The 15,390-nt window shown below is 67.2% G+C and carries 16 protein-coding genes and 2 pseudogenes; 5 read left to right on the top strand and 13 right to left on the bottom strand.

The window, feature by feature from the left end:
• Nucleotides 1-602 precede the first annotated feature (602 nt).
• Together ACRWK7_RS05495 and ACRWK7_RS05500 are read left to right on the top strand one after the other, a co-directional pair.
• Nucleotides 603-1,166: a DUF2061 domain-containing protein gene (locus tag ACRWK7_RS05495; protein ID WP_431855191.1), complete on the top strand. Its 564-nt coding sequence runs from the start codon at nt 603-605 to the stop codon at nt 1,164-1,166.
• 209 nt (nt 1,167-1,375) lie between these two features.
• Nucleotides 1,376-1,742, top strand: a pseudogene (locus tag ACRWK7_RS05500) (transposase); the annotation flags it as partial.
• A gap of 179 nt (nt 1,743-1,921) precedes the next feature.
• Here the strand turns inward: ACRWK7_RS05500 and ACRWK7_RS05505 are convergent.
• From ACRWK7_RS05505 to ACRWK7_RS05545, 9 genes are all read right to left on the bottom strand, one after another.
• The gene (locus tag ACRWK7_RS05505; protein WP_431855192.1) at nt 1,922-2,395 is read right to left on the bottom strand and encodes a hypothetical protein; all 474 of its coding nucleotides are present in this window, start codon (nt 2,393-2,395) and stop codon (nt 1,922-1,924) included.
• A gap of 81 nt (nt 2,396-2,476) precedes the next feature.
• A complete protein-coding gene (locus ACRWK7_RS05510) occupies nt 2,477-3,799 on the bottom strand; it encodes an ATP-binding protein (RefSeq protein ID WP_431855193.1) in 1,323 nt (440 codons plus the stop codon).
• Complete coding sequence (locus tag ACRWK7_RS05515) at nt 3,796-4,461, bottom strand: response regulator (RefSeq protein ID WP_431855194.1); 666 nt, start codon at nt 4,459-4,461, stop codon at nt 3,796-3,798. Before ACRWK7_RS05515 ends, ACRWK7_RS05510 begins: the two co-directional genes overlap by 4 nt.
• A 36-nt stretch (nt 4,462-4,497) precedes the next feature.
• Nucleotides 4,498-5,049, bottom strand: a complete 552-nt coding sequence (locus tag ACRWK7_RS05520) for a hypothetical protein (RefSeq protein ID WP_431855195.1) — start codon at nt 5,047-5,049, stop codon at nt 4,498-4,500.
• Nucleotides 5,050-5,507: 458 nt separating this feature from the next.
• Nucleotides 5,508-5,843, bottom strand: a complete 336-nt coding sequence (locus tag ACRWK7_RS05525; protein ID WP_431855196.1) for an IS6 family transposase — start codon at nt 5,841-5,843, stop codon at nt 5,508-5,510.
• Between the two features lie 152 nt (nt 5,844-5,995).
• Entirely contained in the window at nt 5,996-6,715 is a 720-nt protein-coding gene (locus tag ACRWK7_RS05530) for an ABC transporter ATP-binding protein (protein ID WP_431855197.1), read from the bottom strand.
• A complete protein-coding gene (locus tag ACRWK7_RS05535) occupies nt 6,696-7,469 on the bottom strand; it encodes an ABC transporter ATP-binding protein (protein ID WP_431855198.1) in 774 nt (257 codons plus the stop codon). The genes ACRWK7_RS05530 and ACRWK7_RS05535 overlap by 20 nt, the downstream gene beginning before the upstream one ends.
• Nucleotides 7,466-8,419, bottom strand: coding sequence for a branched-chain amino acid ABC transporter permease (locus tag ACRWK7_RS05540; protein WP_431855199.1), 954 nt, complete (start codon nt 8,417-8,419; stop codon nt 7,466-7,468). The genes ACRWK7_RS05535 and ACRWK7_RS05540 overlap by 4 nt, the downstream gene beginning before the upstream one ends.
• Complete coding sequence (locus tag ACRWK7_RS05545; RefSeq protein WP_431855200.1) at nt 8,416-9,276, bottom strand: branched-chain amino acid ABC transporter permease; 861 nt, start codon at nt 9,274-9,276, stop codon at nt 8,416-8,418. Before ACRWK7_RS05545 ends, ACRWK7_RS05540 begins: the two co-directional genes overlap by 4 nt.
• Nucleotides 9,277-9,612: 336 nt before the next feature.
• Here ACRWK7_RS05545 and ACRWK7_RS05550 point away from each other — a divergent pair, with 336 nt between their 5' ends.
• The 3 genes from ACRWK7_RS05550 to ACRWK7_RS05560 all read left to right on the top strand — a co-directional run bounded on the left by ACRWK7_RS05550 (nt 9,613) and on the right by ACRWK7_RS05560 (nt 12,239).
• A complete protein-coding gene (locus ACRWK7_RS05550) occupies nt 9,613-10,770 on the top strand; it encodes an amino acid ABC transporter substrate-binding protein (protein WP_431855201.1) in 1,158 nt (385 codons plus the stop codon).
• A 43-nt stretch (nt 10,771-10,813) separates the two neighbouring features.
• On the top strand, nt 10,814-11,641 hold the full coding sequence (locus tag ACRWK7_RS05555) for a phytanoyl-CoA dioxygenase family protein (RefSeq protein ID WP_431855202.1): 828 nt from the start codon (nt 10,814-10,816) through the stop codon (nt 11,639-11,641).
• Nucleotides 11,642-11,753: 112 nt separating this feature from the next.
• Entirely contained in the window at nt 11,754-12,239 is a 486-nt protein-coding gene (locus ACRWK7_RS05560; protein WP_431855203.1) for a MarR family winged helix-turn-helix transcriptional regulator, read from the top strand.
• Nucleotides 12,240-12,385: 146 nt separating this feature from the next.
• Here ACRWK7_RS05560 and ACRWK7_RS05565 read toward each other — a convergent pair whose 3' ends face one another.
• The 4 genes and pseudogenes from ACRWK7_RS05565 to ACRWK7_RS05580 all read right to left on the bottom strand — a co-directional run bounded on the left by ACRWK7_RS05565 (nt 12,386) and on the right by ACRWK7_RS05580 (nt 15,345).
• Entirely contained in the window at nt 12,386-12,568 is a 183-nt protein-coding gene (locus ACRWK7_RS05565; RefSeq protein WP_431855204.1) for a transposase, read from the bottom strand.
• Nucleotides 12,569-12,612: 44 nt separating this feature from the next.
• Nucleotides 12,613-12,971 (bottom strand): annotated as a pseudogene (locus ACRWK7_RS05570) (transposase); the annotation flags it as partial.
• Nucleotides 12,972-13,045: 74 nt separating this feature from the next.
• Complete coding sequence (eno, locus tag ACRWK7_RS05575) at nt 13,046-14,326, bottom strand: phosphopyruvate hydratase (RefSeq protein WP_431855205.1); 1,281 nt, start codon at nt 14,324-14,326, stop codon at nt 13,046-13,048.
• On the bottom strand, nt 14,323-15,345 hold the full coding sequence (locus ACRWK7_RS05580; protein ID WP_431855206.1) for a phosphotransferase family protein: 1,023 nt from the start codon (nt 15,343-15,345) through the stop codon (nt 14,323-14,325). Before ACRWK7_RS05580 ends, eno begins: the two co-directional genes overlap by 4 nt.
• Between the last annotated feature and the right edge of the window lie 45 nt (nt 15,346-15,390).

The raw sequence follows: 15,390 nt of genomic DNA on the forward strand, positions 1-15,390 counted from the left end.
CAACGCCGCCTTCGCCGAGCGCGTCCAAACCCTGACCGGCCGGGTGCGCGCCGCGGGTCAGGAGCGCATGCCCGGCGACCGCCGGTACGCCCGCCGCATCAGAGCCACCGAGGAGGGCATCCCCCTCGGCAACGCCAAGCTTGCCGAACTGCGCGCGCTTGCCTGACGCAGCCGTGAGCCGCTTCAGATGGGGTCCGAGAATGGAGGGCACCGTTCCATGATGCCTCTCATGCCTTTTTTTGCGGAGGGATGGAGCTGTCGCCGGCTTTTGAATGATACCGCGGTCATCGCCCGCAGCCAGGCCTTCGCCCTCGGTCCGTAGCCCAAGGGTCTGCTTGGCACCGCCCAGAGCACGATCTGACCCTCGCAATGGCGCCCCTTGGAGTCCGACACGGCTGGGCTCCTTCAAGCGTCCAGCCATTCCGCCGCATGCCGGGCGACGTGGCAACAGAGTCCATGATCGCACCCCGGCCACTGCGGCCGGCTCGCCGATCGGGCCCACCTCAGGATGCGGTCGAACTTCCGCGGTGGCCGGGGCTGTGGAAATCATTTGTATACCAAAAAGATGGCTCCGAAAGGCCCGATTGATGTACCCTTCCCGAATGTTCACACATCACGGCTCCATAAAGCGTCTTGCAGGAGTGCTTCTCGCCATTGCGCTTTGGTCCGGGGCGGCAGCAGCGCAAGTCGTTGCGAGCGATCCGGAAGAATTTGACTTCGACGAACGGACAATCTATAAGACCGTTACCTACCAAAGCCTATCATCGCTCAACGATTTTCTGTTCGGAATGGCTTTTGCCGGTGGCTTGGCGGCCGGAAGCGCTCTGGCCGCCGTATCTTTTGTCACAGAACCGATCTTTTACTATTATCACGAAAAGTTCTGGGGGCTTTCATCGAACGATGAAGGTTCCAAAGATGAGAACATCGGGGTGGCAAAGACCACCAGCTATGTGACCATCAATGCAGGTAGAATTTTTTTCACTGGGATGTTGCTGACCGGAAGTCCCGCCACTGCGGCTGGGTTTGTTGCGTTCAACGTCGTTGGCGATTCCGTGAATTACGTTGCCAATGATCTGGCGTGGTCCCACTTCTGGCCGCCTTCTCCTGTTGACACAGGGGAGCAGGTCGAAGCCGGCGCCCTTGAGCGTATGCCCATCCAGAGATAGCGCCGGCCAAACCCGTCGGCGGATGTTCCGGAATGCGATGGGCAGCAGCGTCTCGGGATTCCAGCCGATCTTCGCCGCGATCGAGCAGGTCGCCGCCCACTGCGAGGCGTGCTCACGGACTTCAGGGGTGTATGTGGGTGATGCCTGTTTCGTCATAATGACCCCGTCCTCTCAGGAAACGGGGCCTCCGGGAAACCCGGTGCGGTTCAGTCTACGGGGCCGGCCAGTGGCTGACCGACAAGCACGACGCTCGCGGCCCGCGATCATGGCGCAAGTTGCACCTGTGTGGACGCGACCTCCTCGACAATCGTCGACGCGGTGCTGACGACCACCAAGGCCGGTGACGCCTCGCAGGTCGGCCCCTTGCTCGAGCAGACCCGTGGCCCTATCACCACGGTGTTGGCGGATGGCGCCTACGACGGTGAGCCGATCTACCAAACCATCGCGCTGCGCGATCCTGGAGCCGTGGTGGTCATTCCGCCACGCACCACCGCGGTTCCCAGCGCTACTGCCGACACCGCGCCAACGCAACGTGACCGCCACCTCCAGCGGATCGCCGATGCCGGCCGGATCGGCTGTCGGGCGGTGAGGCGCAACGCGTCGCCATCGCGCGAGCGCTGGCCAACCGGCCGCGCATCATCCTGGCCGACGAACCGACGGCGGCGCTGGACTCCGAGCGCGCCGGCATCGTGATGGACCTGCTGCGCAAGGTGGTGAAGGAGCGCCGAACGCCATGTTCAGCGCTCCTTCCCGGATCAGTGGGCCATCGGCTTCCAATCCGCGTGGTCAAAATGCTTGCCATAGGCGTCCAAGGCGCTGACGACCTTGACCGCTCCGGCCTGCCGGTGCTCTCCCCCCTTCATGCCCTCGACGCCCTCCAGCAGCTGCGCCAGCACGATGTGCAGCTGAGCGTCGGCGGCATCGGGCAGCTTACAGGTCTTCACGATCTGATCGACCTCGCTCTCGATGGCCGCGGCCAGCTCCCCGTACCGGGCCGCGGGCAGGGTTCCCTTGTGGATCGGCTCTAGCGCCGAACCAATCACCGTGCGGATGCCGGACATCCCCTTCCGCAGGGAGGCATCCGTCGGCCACTTCTTGCCATGGTCCAGCGTCAGGGTCATCGTGCCGGCGTCGTGGGAATGCTCGCCGGCGGCCAGCGTCGGGCTGGCGGCCCCGAGGGCGAGGCCGGCGGTGAGCAGTGTGGCGAGGAGGCTCTTCATCGGGCGCATGGATCTACTCCTTGGATCGGTTGGCATGCCGCAGGACCTGCGGGTCGATCCGGACGCTGCGCCTCTCGGCTTAAACGGCGCTTAAACCGCCGCCGTCGCGAAGTCCACGGTAACGGCCAGCCCACACCCGCCGGCGCCCGCCGAGAGCACCGGTGTCGCGCCGTGCAGGTCGGCGATGCGCGCGACGATGGACAGGCCGAGGCCGCTGCCCGGCTCCATGCTCCCCAGCCCGCGGTAGAAGCGGTCGAAGATCCGCTCATGCTCCGGTGCGGGAATCCCGGGCCCGTCGTCGACCACTCGCAGCCGCACCCGATCCCGTTCGGCCTCGACGACGACGTCCACCCGGCCCCCCGGCGGCGTGTAGCGCACGGCGTTGTCCACCAGGTTGCGCAGCAGGGCGCCGAGGAGCGCGGCATCCCCCAGCACCGTCGGGGCAGAGGCGCTGACGTCCAGCCCGAGATCGATGGCCTTGTTGGCTGCCCAAGGGGCGAGTTCGGCCACCACGTGCTGCGCGACCTCGTCCAGACGCACCGGGGCAGCCTTGAGGGACTGCTGCGGGTCGAGGCGTGCCAGGAGCAGGAGCTGTTCCACGAGATGAGCGGCGCGGTCGGTGCCGATGACGACACGGGTGATGGCCTCCCGTGCGCCGGCTTCCCGTACGGAGGCGAGGGCGACCTGAGCCTGGGTCTTGATGGCGGCGAGTGGCGTGCGCAGCTCATGCGCGGCGTCGGCGGTGAACCGGCGCTCCTTCTCGATCAGCGCTGCGACGCGGGAGAAGAGACCATCGAGCGCCTGCGCCACCGGCAGCACCTCCTGCGGGGTGCCGGCGACCGCCAGGGAATGGCGTGCGTCGGGATCGCGGCGCACCACATCCGCGGCGAAGGTGCGCAGCGGCGCCAGTCCCCAGCCGACCGAAAGCCAGATCAGCCCTGCCAGGGCCGGCAGAGCGACGGCGAGCGGGTGCAGAAGGTGGCTCGCGACTGTGCCGGCCAGTTCATTCCGGAAGGCGTAGCGTTCGGCGACCTGGACCGAGAGCCCATGGACCGTGTCGCGTAAGGCGAAGGCGCGCCAGCGCTCGCCGCTGCGCTCCACGTCGGCGAAGCCGTCCTCGACCGGGGCGAACGGCTCGTCAGAGACATCAGCGGAGCGGCGCAGGACCCGCCCATCCGCATGCCGAACCTGGAAGGCAAGGACCCAGCCGCCATGAGCATTGCCGGATGCGCCGGCCGGTGTCTCATCGGTGTGGCTGAGCAGCAGCTCCGCCGATTGCCGCAGATGATCATCCAGCATGGCGCCGATCGCTCGCCGGGCGTCGACGTACGAGAAGAACGCAGTCGCCGTCCACGCCAGCAGCACCGTGGTCAGCAGCACGCCCAGCAGCCGCCGGCCCAGGGACGGCCTCATGTCGGATCCTTGGGCACGAAGTAGCCGACGCCACGCACCGTGCGGATCAGGTCGGGATAGAGCTTGCGCCGCAGATGATGCACATAGACCTCGATCGCGTTGCTCTCGATCTCGTCGCCCCAGCCATACAGCCGATCCTCGATCTGTGCCTTGGACAGCACGCGGCCGGTGTTCAGCAACAGAGCTTCGAGCGTTGCGAACTCGCGTGGCAGGAGGTCGACCGGCTTGCCATCAAGGGTCGCCGCGCGCGCCGCCGGATCCAGCTCGATCCGCCCGCACCGGATCACCGGGGTGGCGATGCCCCTGGACCGGCGGAGCAGTGCGCGCAGTCGGGCCTGCAGTTCTGCCAGATCGAAGGGCTTGGCCAAGTAGTCGTCGGCGCCAGCGTCCAGCCCAGTGACGCGGTCGCTGACAGCTCCGCGGGCGGTAAGCACCAGCACAGGGACCGGATCATGACGTGATCGCAGCCGACGGAGCAGCGACAACCCGTCCATCCTCGGCAGGCCGAGGTCGAGGACCACGGCGTCGTACGTCATTGCGCTCAGGGCGGCCTCGGCCTCCTCGCCGTCCTGCGTCCAGTCGGCGGTGACGCCGGCCTGTTCGAGGCCGGCCCGTACGCCGCTTCCGAGGAGCGGATCATCCTCCACCAACAGCACACGCATCGTCTGGGGCTCCCGTTCGGCGCCGGTGGTGGCGAGTTAGTCGGCCTCGCTGACCGAATGCGGCAGGACACGGCCGGTGGAGGAGTCGACCAGCCGCCCGACGATGCGGCCCGAGCGATCCAGCATGGCGAACTCGATGGCGTCGCCGCTGAACCCGACGCGTTGGATGGCCGTGAACTCGCCCGATGCCAGAGCCTGCCGGGCCGCGCGCGGAAGCAGGTCCAACTTCGGAGGGCTGGCGGTCCGCACGAGTGCCCGCAGGACCGAGCCGGCAACCCCATCCGAGCTGGCCGTCTGCTCGACGATGATCCGTCCGGACCGCGGATCCACGTTCAGCCGCGACAACGCTCCGCTGTCGAGGCGCACCCGGGCGAGGCAGGTCTCCGCTGCACACTCGATGGAGAGGACGCGTCCATACCCCTGCCCGGTCAGATGCCGTGCGGCTTGGACAACGGGGACAGCCGCAGCGTCCAGGTTGCCGGCGACGGCATCCTGCGGCACAGCGATGGCGCCGGCCAGCAGCATCAGGCCCGCGGCGCCCAGGGAGCGCAGCGCGGGCGTGTCGTTACGGTGGTATCGTTTTGTCATGCCCGCCTCTCTGTCCGACGCTGACTTCTGAGCGCTGATCCCATCGACCATGATTGAGGCCACCTGAGCGCAAGCTGAACGAAACGTTCCTTTCGCGTTCATCGGCATCCCTGGAGCCGATGACCGTTGGGACCCGAAGGGCCGGCCTCAGGCCTGCCTTGCTCCTCTCCGGCGCACCCGGCCATCCGCGCCAGCGTCCGGAGTCCCTGCCAGCGCCAGGCCTTTCGGCGACGGTTCAGGTGCGTCGACGCATGGTCCGATCCAATCCCGCTTCTGCGTCCGTCCATGCCCACGTCTGCACACGCAACAGATCTCCAACAAACGGCGATCATACCCCGGCCGGCCCTGCGGAGGGAAAATCCCTGCGGGGTCTGCCCGCTCCTGCACGAGGCGCTGTCGCTCGACCACGCGGAGTGCGGCCTCGCCTCCCTGGCCGTCCTCGACTCCGTGCTGCTGCCTTAGGACGCATTGCTGGCCGGGGCCGGCGCGACGATTACGCGGTCGACGGCGCGCCAGAGGTCGTGCTGGACGCCATTGATCTTGATGAACACCTCGTCCAAGTGCCAGCGATCGCCGGGCCGTGGAGGCTGGCGGCGGAGCCGGTTGGCGAAGGTCTGCGCGAACTTTCGACACCAGCGCCGGACCGTTTCGTAGGACACCTGGACGCCGCGCTCGGCCAAGAGCGGCTCAACGTCTCGGAAGCTGAGCGGAAACGTGTGGTGCAGCCAGATCGCAAGCGCGATCAGCGCGGCCGGATAAGGATGGCGGTGGTGCGGACCAGGATCACGTCTCATCCCGCTACCATGCCCAGTGCCCCTCGGGCTCGCCAACACAGCGGTTTGTGTGACGATGCCCTGCCGTCGCGTATTTGCGGCGTTCCTCCTCCGGGTTCCCTGCGTCCTCAGTTCAGGCGTGGCGCGACACCAGACGAAGCCGGACAAGGCATTCAATCACCAAGGTAGGCGCCACGCATTGCCGGGTCTTTGGCAAGGGCCGCGGTCTCGCCGCTCAACGTCACGCGGCCCATATCGACGACGAAGCCGTGGCGGGCGAGATCGAACGCGGTCACGACGTCCTGCTCCACGAGAAGGATGGACAAGCCGTGGCCGTTGATGTCGATCAGCGCCTCGCCCAGGATCTCGACCGCCCGGGGGGCAAGGCCCAGCGACATCTCGTCGATCATGAGCAGCCGCGGCTTGGCCATGATCCCGCGGCCGATGGCACACATCTGCTGTTCGCCGCCCGACATCGTGGTGGCGTCCTGGTCGGAGCGCTCCTTGAGAATGGGGAAGAGGTCGTACACGAAGGCGAGGTCCTTCTCGATGGCGGACCGGCCATCGGTGCGCGCGTAGGTGCCCAGGAGGAGGTTGTCGCGCACGCTCAACCCGCGGAACAGCCGCCTGCCCTCCGGCACATGGGCGATGCCCGCCATGAGCACCCGGTCGGGCGCCGCGCCGGCGAGATCCAGCCCCGCGAACCGGATGGTCCCGGCCATCGGCCGCAGCAGGCCGGAGATCGTCCGCAGGAGAGTCGTCTTGCCGGCGCCGTTCGAGCCCACGACACAGGCGATCTCGCCGGGCTCGACGACCAGGTCGACGCCCCACAGCACCTGCACGTCGCCATAGCCGGCGGCAAGGCCCCGGATCTCAAGGAGCGGAGTCGGCACGGGCAGGACTCCCATAGCGTTCGGCGAAGCGGCGACCGAGGTACGCCGCAACGACTTGAGGATCGTTGATCACCTCCTGCGGCACGCCTTCGCGGATCAGTTCGCCATGGTGCAGCACGAGGATCCGCTGGCTGAGGCCGAGCACCACCTTCATCAGGTGTTCGATCAGGACGATGGTGATGCCGCGCGCGGCAATGCTGCGGATCAGGCGCACAGCCGCGTCAAGCTCGCCGCTGTTGAGGCCGGCGTTGACCTCGTCAAGCATCAGCAGCCGCGGGTTCATCGCCAGACTCTTGGCGAACTCCAGGCGTTTGCGGTTGGGCAGCGTCAGCGATGACGCGGGTGCGTGGGCCAGATCGGCCAGGCCGACGAACTCGATCTGCTCGGCCGCGGCCACCTCCGCCTCGCGTCGGCTGCCGGCACCGCCTGCGAACAGGGCGCCGGCCGCCACGTTCTCCAGAACCGACATCTGCGGAAACGGCTGCACGACCTGAAAGGTGCGGGCAAGGCCCCGGCGCGCCGCCTGGAACGGACGCTGGTTGGTCACATCGACGCCGTCGAACTCGATGCGGCCGCCGCCGGGACGCAGAACACCCGTGATCAGATTGACGAGCGTCGTCTTGCCGGCGCCGTTGGGACCGATCAGCCCGACGATTTCGCCGCGGCCCACCTCGAACGACACGGCGTGCACGGCGCGCACGCCGCCGAACGACTTGTTCAGGTTGCTGACCCGAAGAAGGGGGATTGCGCTCATTCCGCGGGCACCTCACGCCGCTTCACCGAGGCGCCGGCCCGGCGGCGCCGGCCTCGCAGGCTGAGGAGGCCGCCCGGAAGAAGGAAGATGAGGCCGACGATGATCAGGCCCAGGATGGCGTGATGCAGCTCCAGGAAGTTCGACCAGACGAGTTCCTCCATGGTCTGGAAGGCGATGACGCCGACGATTGGGCCCAGCATCGTTCCCGCGCCTCCCAGCATCGCCATCACGGGCACCTTGAGCGTCATCAGAATGCTGAAGGCATCCGTCGGATCGAGGTAGGCGGTCCAACTGGCGTAGATCGCCCCCGCCGCGCCGGCGAACACCGACGAGAGGACAAAGGCCGCGATCTTGCAGGCCGTGGTGTTGATCCCGACCATGTTGGCCGCGTCCTCGTTCTGCTGGATGCAGCGAAGGGCGAACCCAAGGGAGCCCTGGTCGATCCACAGCGACGCCGCGAAGGCGAGGGCAGCCACCACGAACATCGAGTACAGGAAGACGGCGCCGGCGTAGTCCGGCCCGCCGGCCAGGATCGGCACGTTGAGGCCCATGCCGCCGCCGGTCATGTCGGTCCAGGAACTTGCCACCAGCCGCGCGACCTCCACCAGGGCGATTGAGCCGACCGCGAAGTAGTGTCCGCGCAACCGTAGGATCATGACGCCGACCACAGCTGCGGCCGCGGCCGCGATGGCGGCCGCACCGACCCACGCCACGGCCATCGGCGCACCGGCGATCTGGAGAATCGCGCCGGCGTAGGCCCCCGCTCCGAAGAAGGCCGCCGTGCCGAAGGACGGATAGCCCGTCACCCCGCCAATGATGTTCCACCCTATCGCCAGAGACGCGTACAGACACAGGAAGGTGCCGAACCGGACAAGGTAGTTGTCGCCGATGACCGGCAGCAGAAGCAGAAGCGCCGAACCGATACCGAGCAGTGCGTATTGGATCCTCATTCGTAGCCCCTTCGCCCTATGATTCCGGTCGGCCGGACGAGCAACAGCAGGAGCATGAGCAGGTAACCCATCATCATCGCGTTCTGCGGGCCGAGATAGACGCCGGAGAAGGATTCGATGAGACCGAGGGCGAATCCGCCGACCAGCGCGCCGGGGACGTTGCCGAGGCCACCCAGCACGCACACCACGAACACCTTGCCAAGGTATTGGCCGGAAATGGTCGGGCTGATCGGGAAGACCATGGCGAGAACGCATCCCGCCGCGCCGGCCATCATCGCGCCGAGCGCGAACGTGATGGCGTAGATCCTCTCCACCTTGATGCCCATGAGTGCGGCCGCATCGCGGTCCATGCGCACCGCCACGATCGCTCGCCCCATCTGCGATCCGCGCATCACCGCGTAAAGGATGGCGGTGAGCGACAGCGCCAGCATCATGGCGGCGACCCGGTCCACCGGCACGACGATGCCGGCCGCCTCGATCCGCCCGACGTCGAGGATGATCCGCACCGGCGTGGCGGAAAAGGCGAAGATCATGATGTTGTACGCCAGCATGTCGAGGCCGAACGTCAGCGTCAGCGTCGTCAGGACCGGTCGCGCCACCACCCGGTTGATGGCGCCCCGCTGCAGGGCGTAGCCGAGCGCGAACAGCGCCGCCCCGGCGATCGGGATGCTGAAGAACGGGTGCACTCCCAGCTCGCGATGCAAGAAAAAGGCGATGTACGCGCCCAGCACGATGAAGGAGCCGTGCAGCATGTTGATGACGTTCAACACGCCCCACACCAGCGAGAACCCGACGGCCATGCAGGCGTAGAGCGATCCCAGCACGAGGCCGTTGATGAGGATCTGCAATTCCGGCATGGCCATCGGCCCCCTACACCCGGTTTGCTTCTGGGCTGCCAGCGACCAAACACGGCGGCCAAGCAGATCGTCAGTGTACATACGATTTGCTTGCGCGACAATCCGACTCCGGACATACTCACGTATGGCTCATTCGCCCGGCCAGCCGGGACGGCCGGCAGACCATGTCGTCGCGCGACCGCCGGCGTGGCCGCCACACGCAACGCGCGAATGGTCCTGACGCCGTGCGGAGATGTCGGCGGTTCCAGCCACGGCCGCAGCCGTTACGCCCGCCGCCCTGATAAGACGGGAGGATCGAGCATGAAAAGGCACATTGGATTGGGGGCGGCCCTAGCCGTGGCCACGGCGCTCACGTTCGGCTCGCCGGCGGCGGCCCAGGACAAGACGATTCGCATCGGCGCTCCGCTTGCGCTCTCCGGTGGCCTCGCCGACGAGGGAAAGAAGCAGGCTGCCGCCTACGAACTCTGGCTGGAACGAGTAAACGCCGCCGGGGGCATCGCCGTCGGCGGCAAGAAGATGAAGGTGGAACTCCTCACCTACGATTACCAAACCGACGGCAAACGCGCCCAGCAGCTCGCGGAAAAGTTGATCACCGTCGACAAGGTGGACTTCATGACCGCGCCGTTCGGGTCCGGGCACACCAAGATCGTCGCCGGAGTGGCCGAGCGGTATGGCGTCCCCATCATCGCCGTCGCGTCCTCGGAGCCGGTGCACGACCAGGGATTCAAGAACCTGTTCGGCACGCTGGCGCCCAGCATCGGCCTGATCGAGGCGATGTTCGACCAGTTCAAGGCGGCGAAGCCGGACATGAAGACCGTCGCCGTGATCGGCCGTGACGACGTCTTCCCCAAACTGATGGCCACGTCGCTGGCCGACTACGCGCCCAAGCATGGCTTGACGGTCGTGCATCAGAGCTTCTACCCCGTCGGCACGCTCGACCATTCCTCGACGATCAGCAGCATCAAGCCGCTGAAGCCCGACTGGGTCTTCGTCTCCGGCTATACGCAGGACTTGGTGCTTTTCCGCAAGCAGATGGCGGATCTCGGCGTCACCGTGCCGATCATTACGATGATCACCGGCCCCGCCTACAAGGAGTTCATGGACAATCTCGGGCCCCTTGCGGAGAACGTCACGAGCGCCACCTGGTGGCATCACTCGACCAACTACAAGGGCGATGACGTTTTTGGGACGACCAAGGAGTTCTACGACGCGGTCTTGAAGAAGACCGGGCAGGAGCCGGATTACGTCCACGCGTCGTCCGCGGCGGCGTTGATCGTGCTGCAGAAGGCGATCGAACGCGCCGGCACCACCGACCGCGACAAGGTCCGCGCCGAACTCGTGAAGACGGATTTGCAGACCTTCTACGGACCGATCCGCTTCCGTGCGGATGGCATGAACGCGGCGCGCAATCTGCCCATTATCCAGGTGCAGGGCGGGAAGCCGGTCGTGCTGTCGCCGCCGGACGTGAAACAGGCGGACATGCGCCTCAATTGACGTCGGGCAGCCGGCGCGAATCCACAGGAGGGGAGGAGCACCCATGAACGGATCCTTGACCGACGAGCAGATCCAGTCCTTCCAGCGTGAAGGCTATCTGGCCCCGTTGCGGGCCATCAGCGCCGAGGACGCGGCCGGCTACTGCCGCCGCATCGCTGAGTATGAGGCCCAGACCGGCCAGGAGGCGCAGAAGCGCCTGAAGATCAAGGCACACCTCGCCTATCCGTGGATGGTCGAACTGTCCCGCAATCCGGCCATTGTGAATGCCGTCCGATCGCTGATCGGCGATGACATCCTGCTGTTCGGATCGTCGCTGTTCGCCAAGAACGGACGGGATGTGCGTTACGTGTCCTGGCACCAGGACTCAGCCTATTACGGGCTCGACCCGCACGAGGAGGTGACCGTCTGGGTTGCCTTCACGCCGAGCAACCGGTCGAACGGCTGCCTGCGCGTCATTCCCAAGAGCCATCTCGGCCCCGACCTCCAGCACGAGGAAACCTACGACGCCAACAATCTGCTGGCGCGCGGGCAGACGATCCGCGGCATTGACGAGACGCAGGCGGTGGATCTGGAACTGGAACCGGGCGAGTTCTCCATCCACCACGAACGAACGGTACACGGCTCGCTGCCCAATCCGTCACCGGACCGGAGGATCGGGCTGGCGTTCTTCTACATGCCGGCGCACGTGCGCTCCACGCTCGGTCGGCGGGCCGCGCTGCCGATCGCCGGCACGGACGCCTACGGTCACTGGGACCGCGACCCGGAACCGCGCTTCGATCTCGATCCGGAGAGCCTCGACTTCCTGGACAGGGTGTGGGGGCAGTACCGGGACGAGTCCGTTCTCCAGGCGGCCTCCCGCACGGGGACCTAGGGCGTTTGTTCCCCCGGCTTGCCCTTGGCAGGCCGGGGGAACATCCGGAGGCTGGAAAACGCAGCGTTGTGCGCCACCTTCACCGCCATGGACCATTGATACGGTGCATCCGATGCCCACCGAAGATCTGCTGACGGATGACGCCTGTCGTACCTTGGCGCAGCGCCCCGGCTTTCTCATTCGCCGGCTTCACCAGATCCATGTGGCGTTGTTCATGGAGGAATGCGCGGAATTCAAGATCACGCCGGTGCAGTACAGCGTGCTGACCGTGCTCGCGTCGAAACCCGATCTCGACCAGGTTTCGCTCGGAGCCCAGATCGGCATGGACCGGACCACCATGACGGGTGTGCTGACCAGGCTGGTGCAGCGAGGTCTGCTGGTGCGTCGCCCTGGCCTTGCGGATCGCCGGGTAAAGCTCGTCTCGATCACGGAAGCCGGGCGCGCGCTGCTGCGGCACATCGACGGGAGTGCGGGACGTGCACACGACCGCACCGTGGCGCCGCTCTCTGACGAGGACCGCTCGGTCTTCCTGCGTTGCCTCGCGAACCTCGTCGAGGCGAACAACGATTACGGCCGCGCACCGCTTCACCTGCCTTGAGATCCAGCGTGTGACGTTGGCCCGGATCATTCATCGGCCGTTTTGGAACGGCGCCCCAGAGGCGTGCCGATAGGTGGCGCCAACGGCGCGGCATGACGGGGCTGGGGGCGGGGGCAGGTTTGTTCGGGGGCACATCGCCCCGGCATTCACGGCGGCAGCTTGACGGTGCGTGCGGCCAGCCCCGCGAGGCTTTCCTGGTAGGGGAAGCTGGTCGGCAGAGACACCTTGATGCGCGTCACCATCTCGGTGACCCGTGCCGCCACCTTGATGAGGCCGAGGCGTAGCGTGTCGAACTGCGCCTCGCGCCAGAGCGATGCCTTCGGTCGCACCAGCTCATCGCCTCGTGGCGGCCGTAATGGCTGTCGCCGCGCTCCAGGATATCAATGCGCGGCCAGCGGGCGCGGATGGCCCGCAAGACGTGATGCAGCACCAGCGCCACCTCGGCACCGTCCGGCGTCTTGCCGGGGGCAGGATGACGGCGACCGGCTTGCCGGTGGCCGCCTCGTAGATGTGCATCGGCAGGAAGCAGCGCCCGTGGTAGTGGGCGTGAAAGAGCGACAGCTGCTGGGCGCCGTGGACGCGATCCTCGGTGTCGTCGATGTCCAGCACGAGGCGTCGCGGCACCGTGGCGAAGCTGTCGCAGAACAGCTCCACCATGGCCGCCATCATCCGCTTGAGCGCCAGCGGGCCGGGCAGGTTCTTGACGCCGAGCCCCGGCCGGATCAGCCGCATGATCCGTCGGTGATCCTGTTCAGCAATATGACGTAGTCTCGTTCACCCGCCAGGAGCCAGTGGTCATCCGAGGCCTACGCGGAGCGCGTCGGAAATTGCAGCGCGGCTTGTCCGAAAAATGGAAGCCCTGTGGATTCGAGCCGTATGGCTTCGTTCCACTTGGCCATCCGTTCGGACCGGGCGAAGGAGCCGACTTTCAGCTGGCCGGCGTTCCAGCCGGTCGAGAGATGGACGATGATCGCGTCTTCGGTTTCACCCGAACGGGCGGACACGATGGTGTTGAAGCCGGCCGCCTGCGCGGCGGCCAGCGCGGCGCGGGTCTCCGTGATGGTGCCGGCCTGATTGGGCTTGAGGAGGACCGCGTTGCAGGCACCCCTGGCCGCCGCCGCCTCCACCCGCCGCGCGTCGGTGACCAGATAATCGTCGCCGACGATCTGGACGCGCGTTCCCGCGGCGCGGGTGAAGGCGACGAGACCGGCCTCGTCGTCCTCCGCGAGCGGGTCTTCGATCGAGACGATCGGGTAACGGTCGAGCCAGCCGAGCAGCACCGCGCACAGGCCGTCGGAATCGTACTCCACCCCCTCAAGCCCGAGGCGATAGCGGCCGTTCCTGCCGAACTCCGAGGCGGCGATGTCCAGGGCGATGCACACGTCCTCTCCCGGCACGAGGCCGGCGCCCTCGATGGCGCGGACCAGTGTGTCCAGCGCCTCTTCGTTGGTGTCGAACGCCGGCCACCAGCCGCCCTCGTCGGCGACGCCCTGCAAGAGACCGCGCCCGGCCATGATCCGGCCGGCGCTGTGATAGACCTCCGCCGTCATCTCGAGCGCCTGCCCGAACGACCCGGCGCCGGTGGCGATCACCATCAGGTCCTGGATGTCGATCCGGCGCCCGGCGTGGGCGCCGCCGCCGAAGATCTGGATCTGCGGCAGCGGCAGCCGCACCGGCCGGTCCTCGGCGAGGTGGCGCCACAGCGGCAGCCCGGCGTCGGCTGCGGCGGCGTTGAGCGCCGCCATCGAGGTGGCGACGACCGCGTTGCCGCCGAGCCGGGAGCGGTTCGGCGTCCCGTCGAGGTCGATCAGCGTCCGGTCGATCCGCGCCTGATCGGCGACCGGCAGGCCGACGAGCGCCGGCGCGATGTCGCGCTCGATGCCCGCCAGGGCGGTGCGCACGCCCTTGCCACCGAGCGGCGCGCCGCCGTCCCGCAGTTCCACCGCTTCATGGGCGCCCCGCGACGCGCCGGCGGGCGCGATGCCGCGACCGACCGCGCCGGAGTCGAGCGTGACCTCGACCTCGACGGTCGGCCATCCGCGCGAATCCCACACCTGGCGGCCTCGAACATCCTTGATCCGGCTCACGACGTCATCTCCTTGCGAACGAACGCGGCAATCTGGTCCAGCGTGATCGGCCGCCGGTCGATCATCGCCACGGCGAGTGTCCGCACGAGCGCACGCCCGGCCTCCGCGAGATACTCGACCGGAGACTTCCCGTCGACACGCGCGAGCATCAGGCACGGCAGGAGCGCCGCGGCGCGTTCCTCGAAGCGGTCGCGCGGCTCCCATCCAACCTGGTCGAGGTAGGCGGCGCTGGACGCGGCGAACGCCGCCAGCAGCGACGGCGCGGCGACCGGGTTGTGGACGGCCTTGAGGAGCAGATGGTTCAGGCAGAAGGCGAGGTCGAAGGCCGGATCGCCGTACCAGGCGCATTCGGCGTCCAGGAACACGGGCCCCTTGCGGCCGACGAGGATGTTCTTGGGGCTGACGTCGCCATGCACCAGCACGAGTTTGGTCGTGCGCGTCCGCTCGAGCACCTCCAGGATCCGCGGCGCCAGACGGGCATGGTTGCGCGCCGTTTCGGCGAGGTACGGCTCCAGGCGGATCGCGTAGAAGTTGGCGTCCGTGGCGAACCGCCCGGCCAGGACCGGGTCGGCTGCCGTTCTCGCGTGGATCAGGCCGAGCGTCGCGCAGACGGCGGCGGCGAAGCCGGCGTCGACACGGCCCTGCAGCAGCAGGGACTTCCAGTTCGGGTACTCCTCCTCGGGGAGGAATTCCATGGCGAAGCATCGGGAATCCCGGTCGACTCCGCATACCGCCGGCACCGCTTCGGGCGCGATGGAGGACACGGTGGACAGCCAGTCGATCTCGCCGAAGACGCGGTCGACCGGAACCTGCCAGTCCTTGGCCACCTTCAGCTTGGGAAGCGCCTGCTTGAGGCAGAAGACCCGGCCGGCGCTGGAGATCTTCAGGACGGTGGAGGAAACGCCTCCCGTCAGCGTCTCCGCCTCGAACGGCTGCCCCGGCGCGATCAGCCCCATCCTCAACAGGACGGCCAACAGCGCCACGCCGTCCTTCGACAGGTCGGTAAAGCCGTTCCCCATGGGGCCCCCAAAGCGGTTTCGTGTGCTTCCGAAGCCCTGTTCCCT

Source organism: Azospirillum sp. (genome assembly GCF_050789165.1).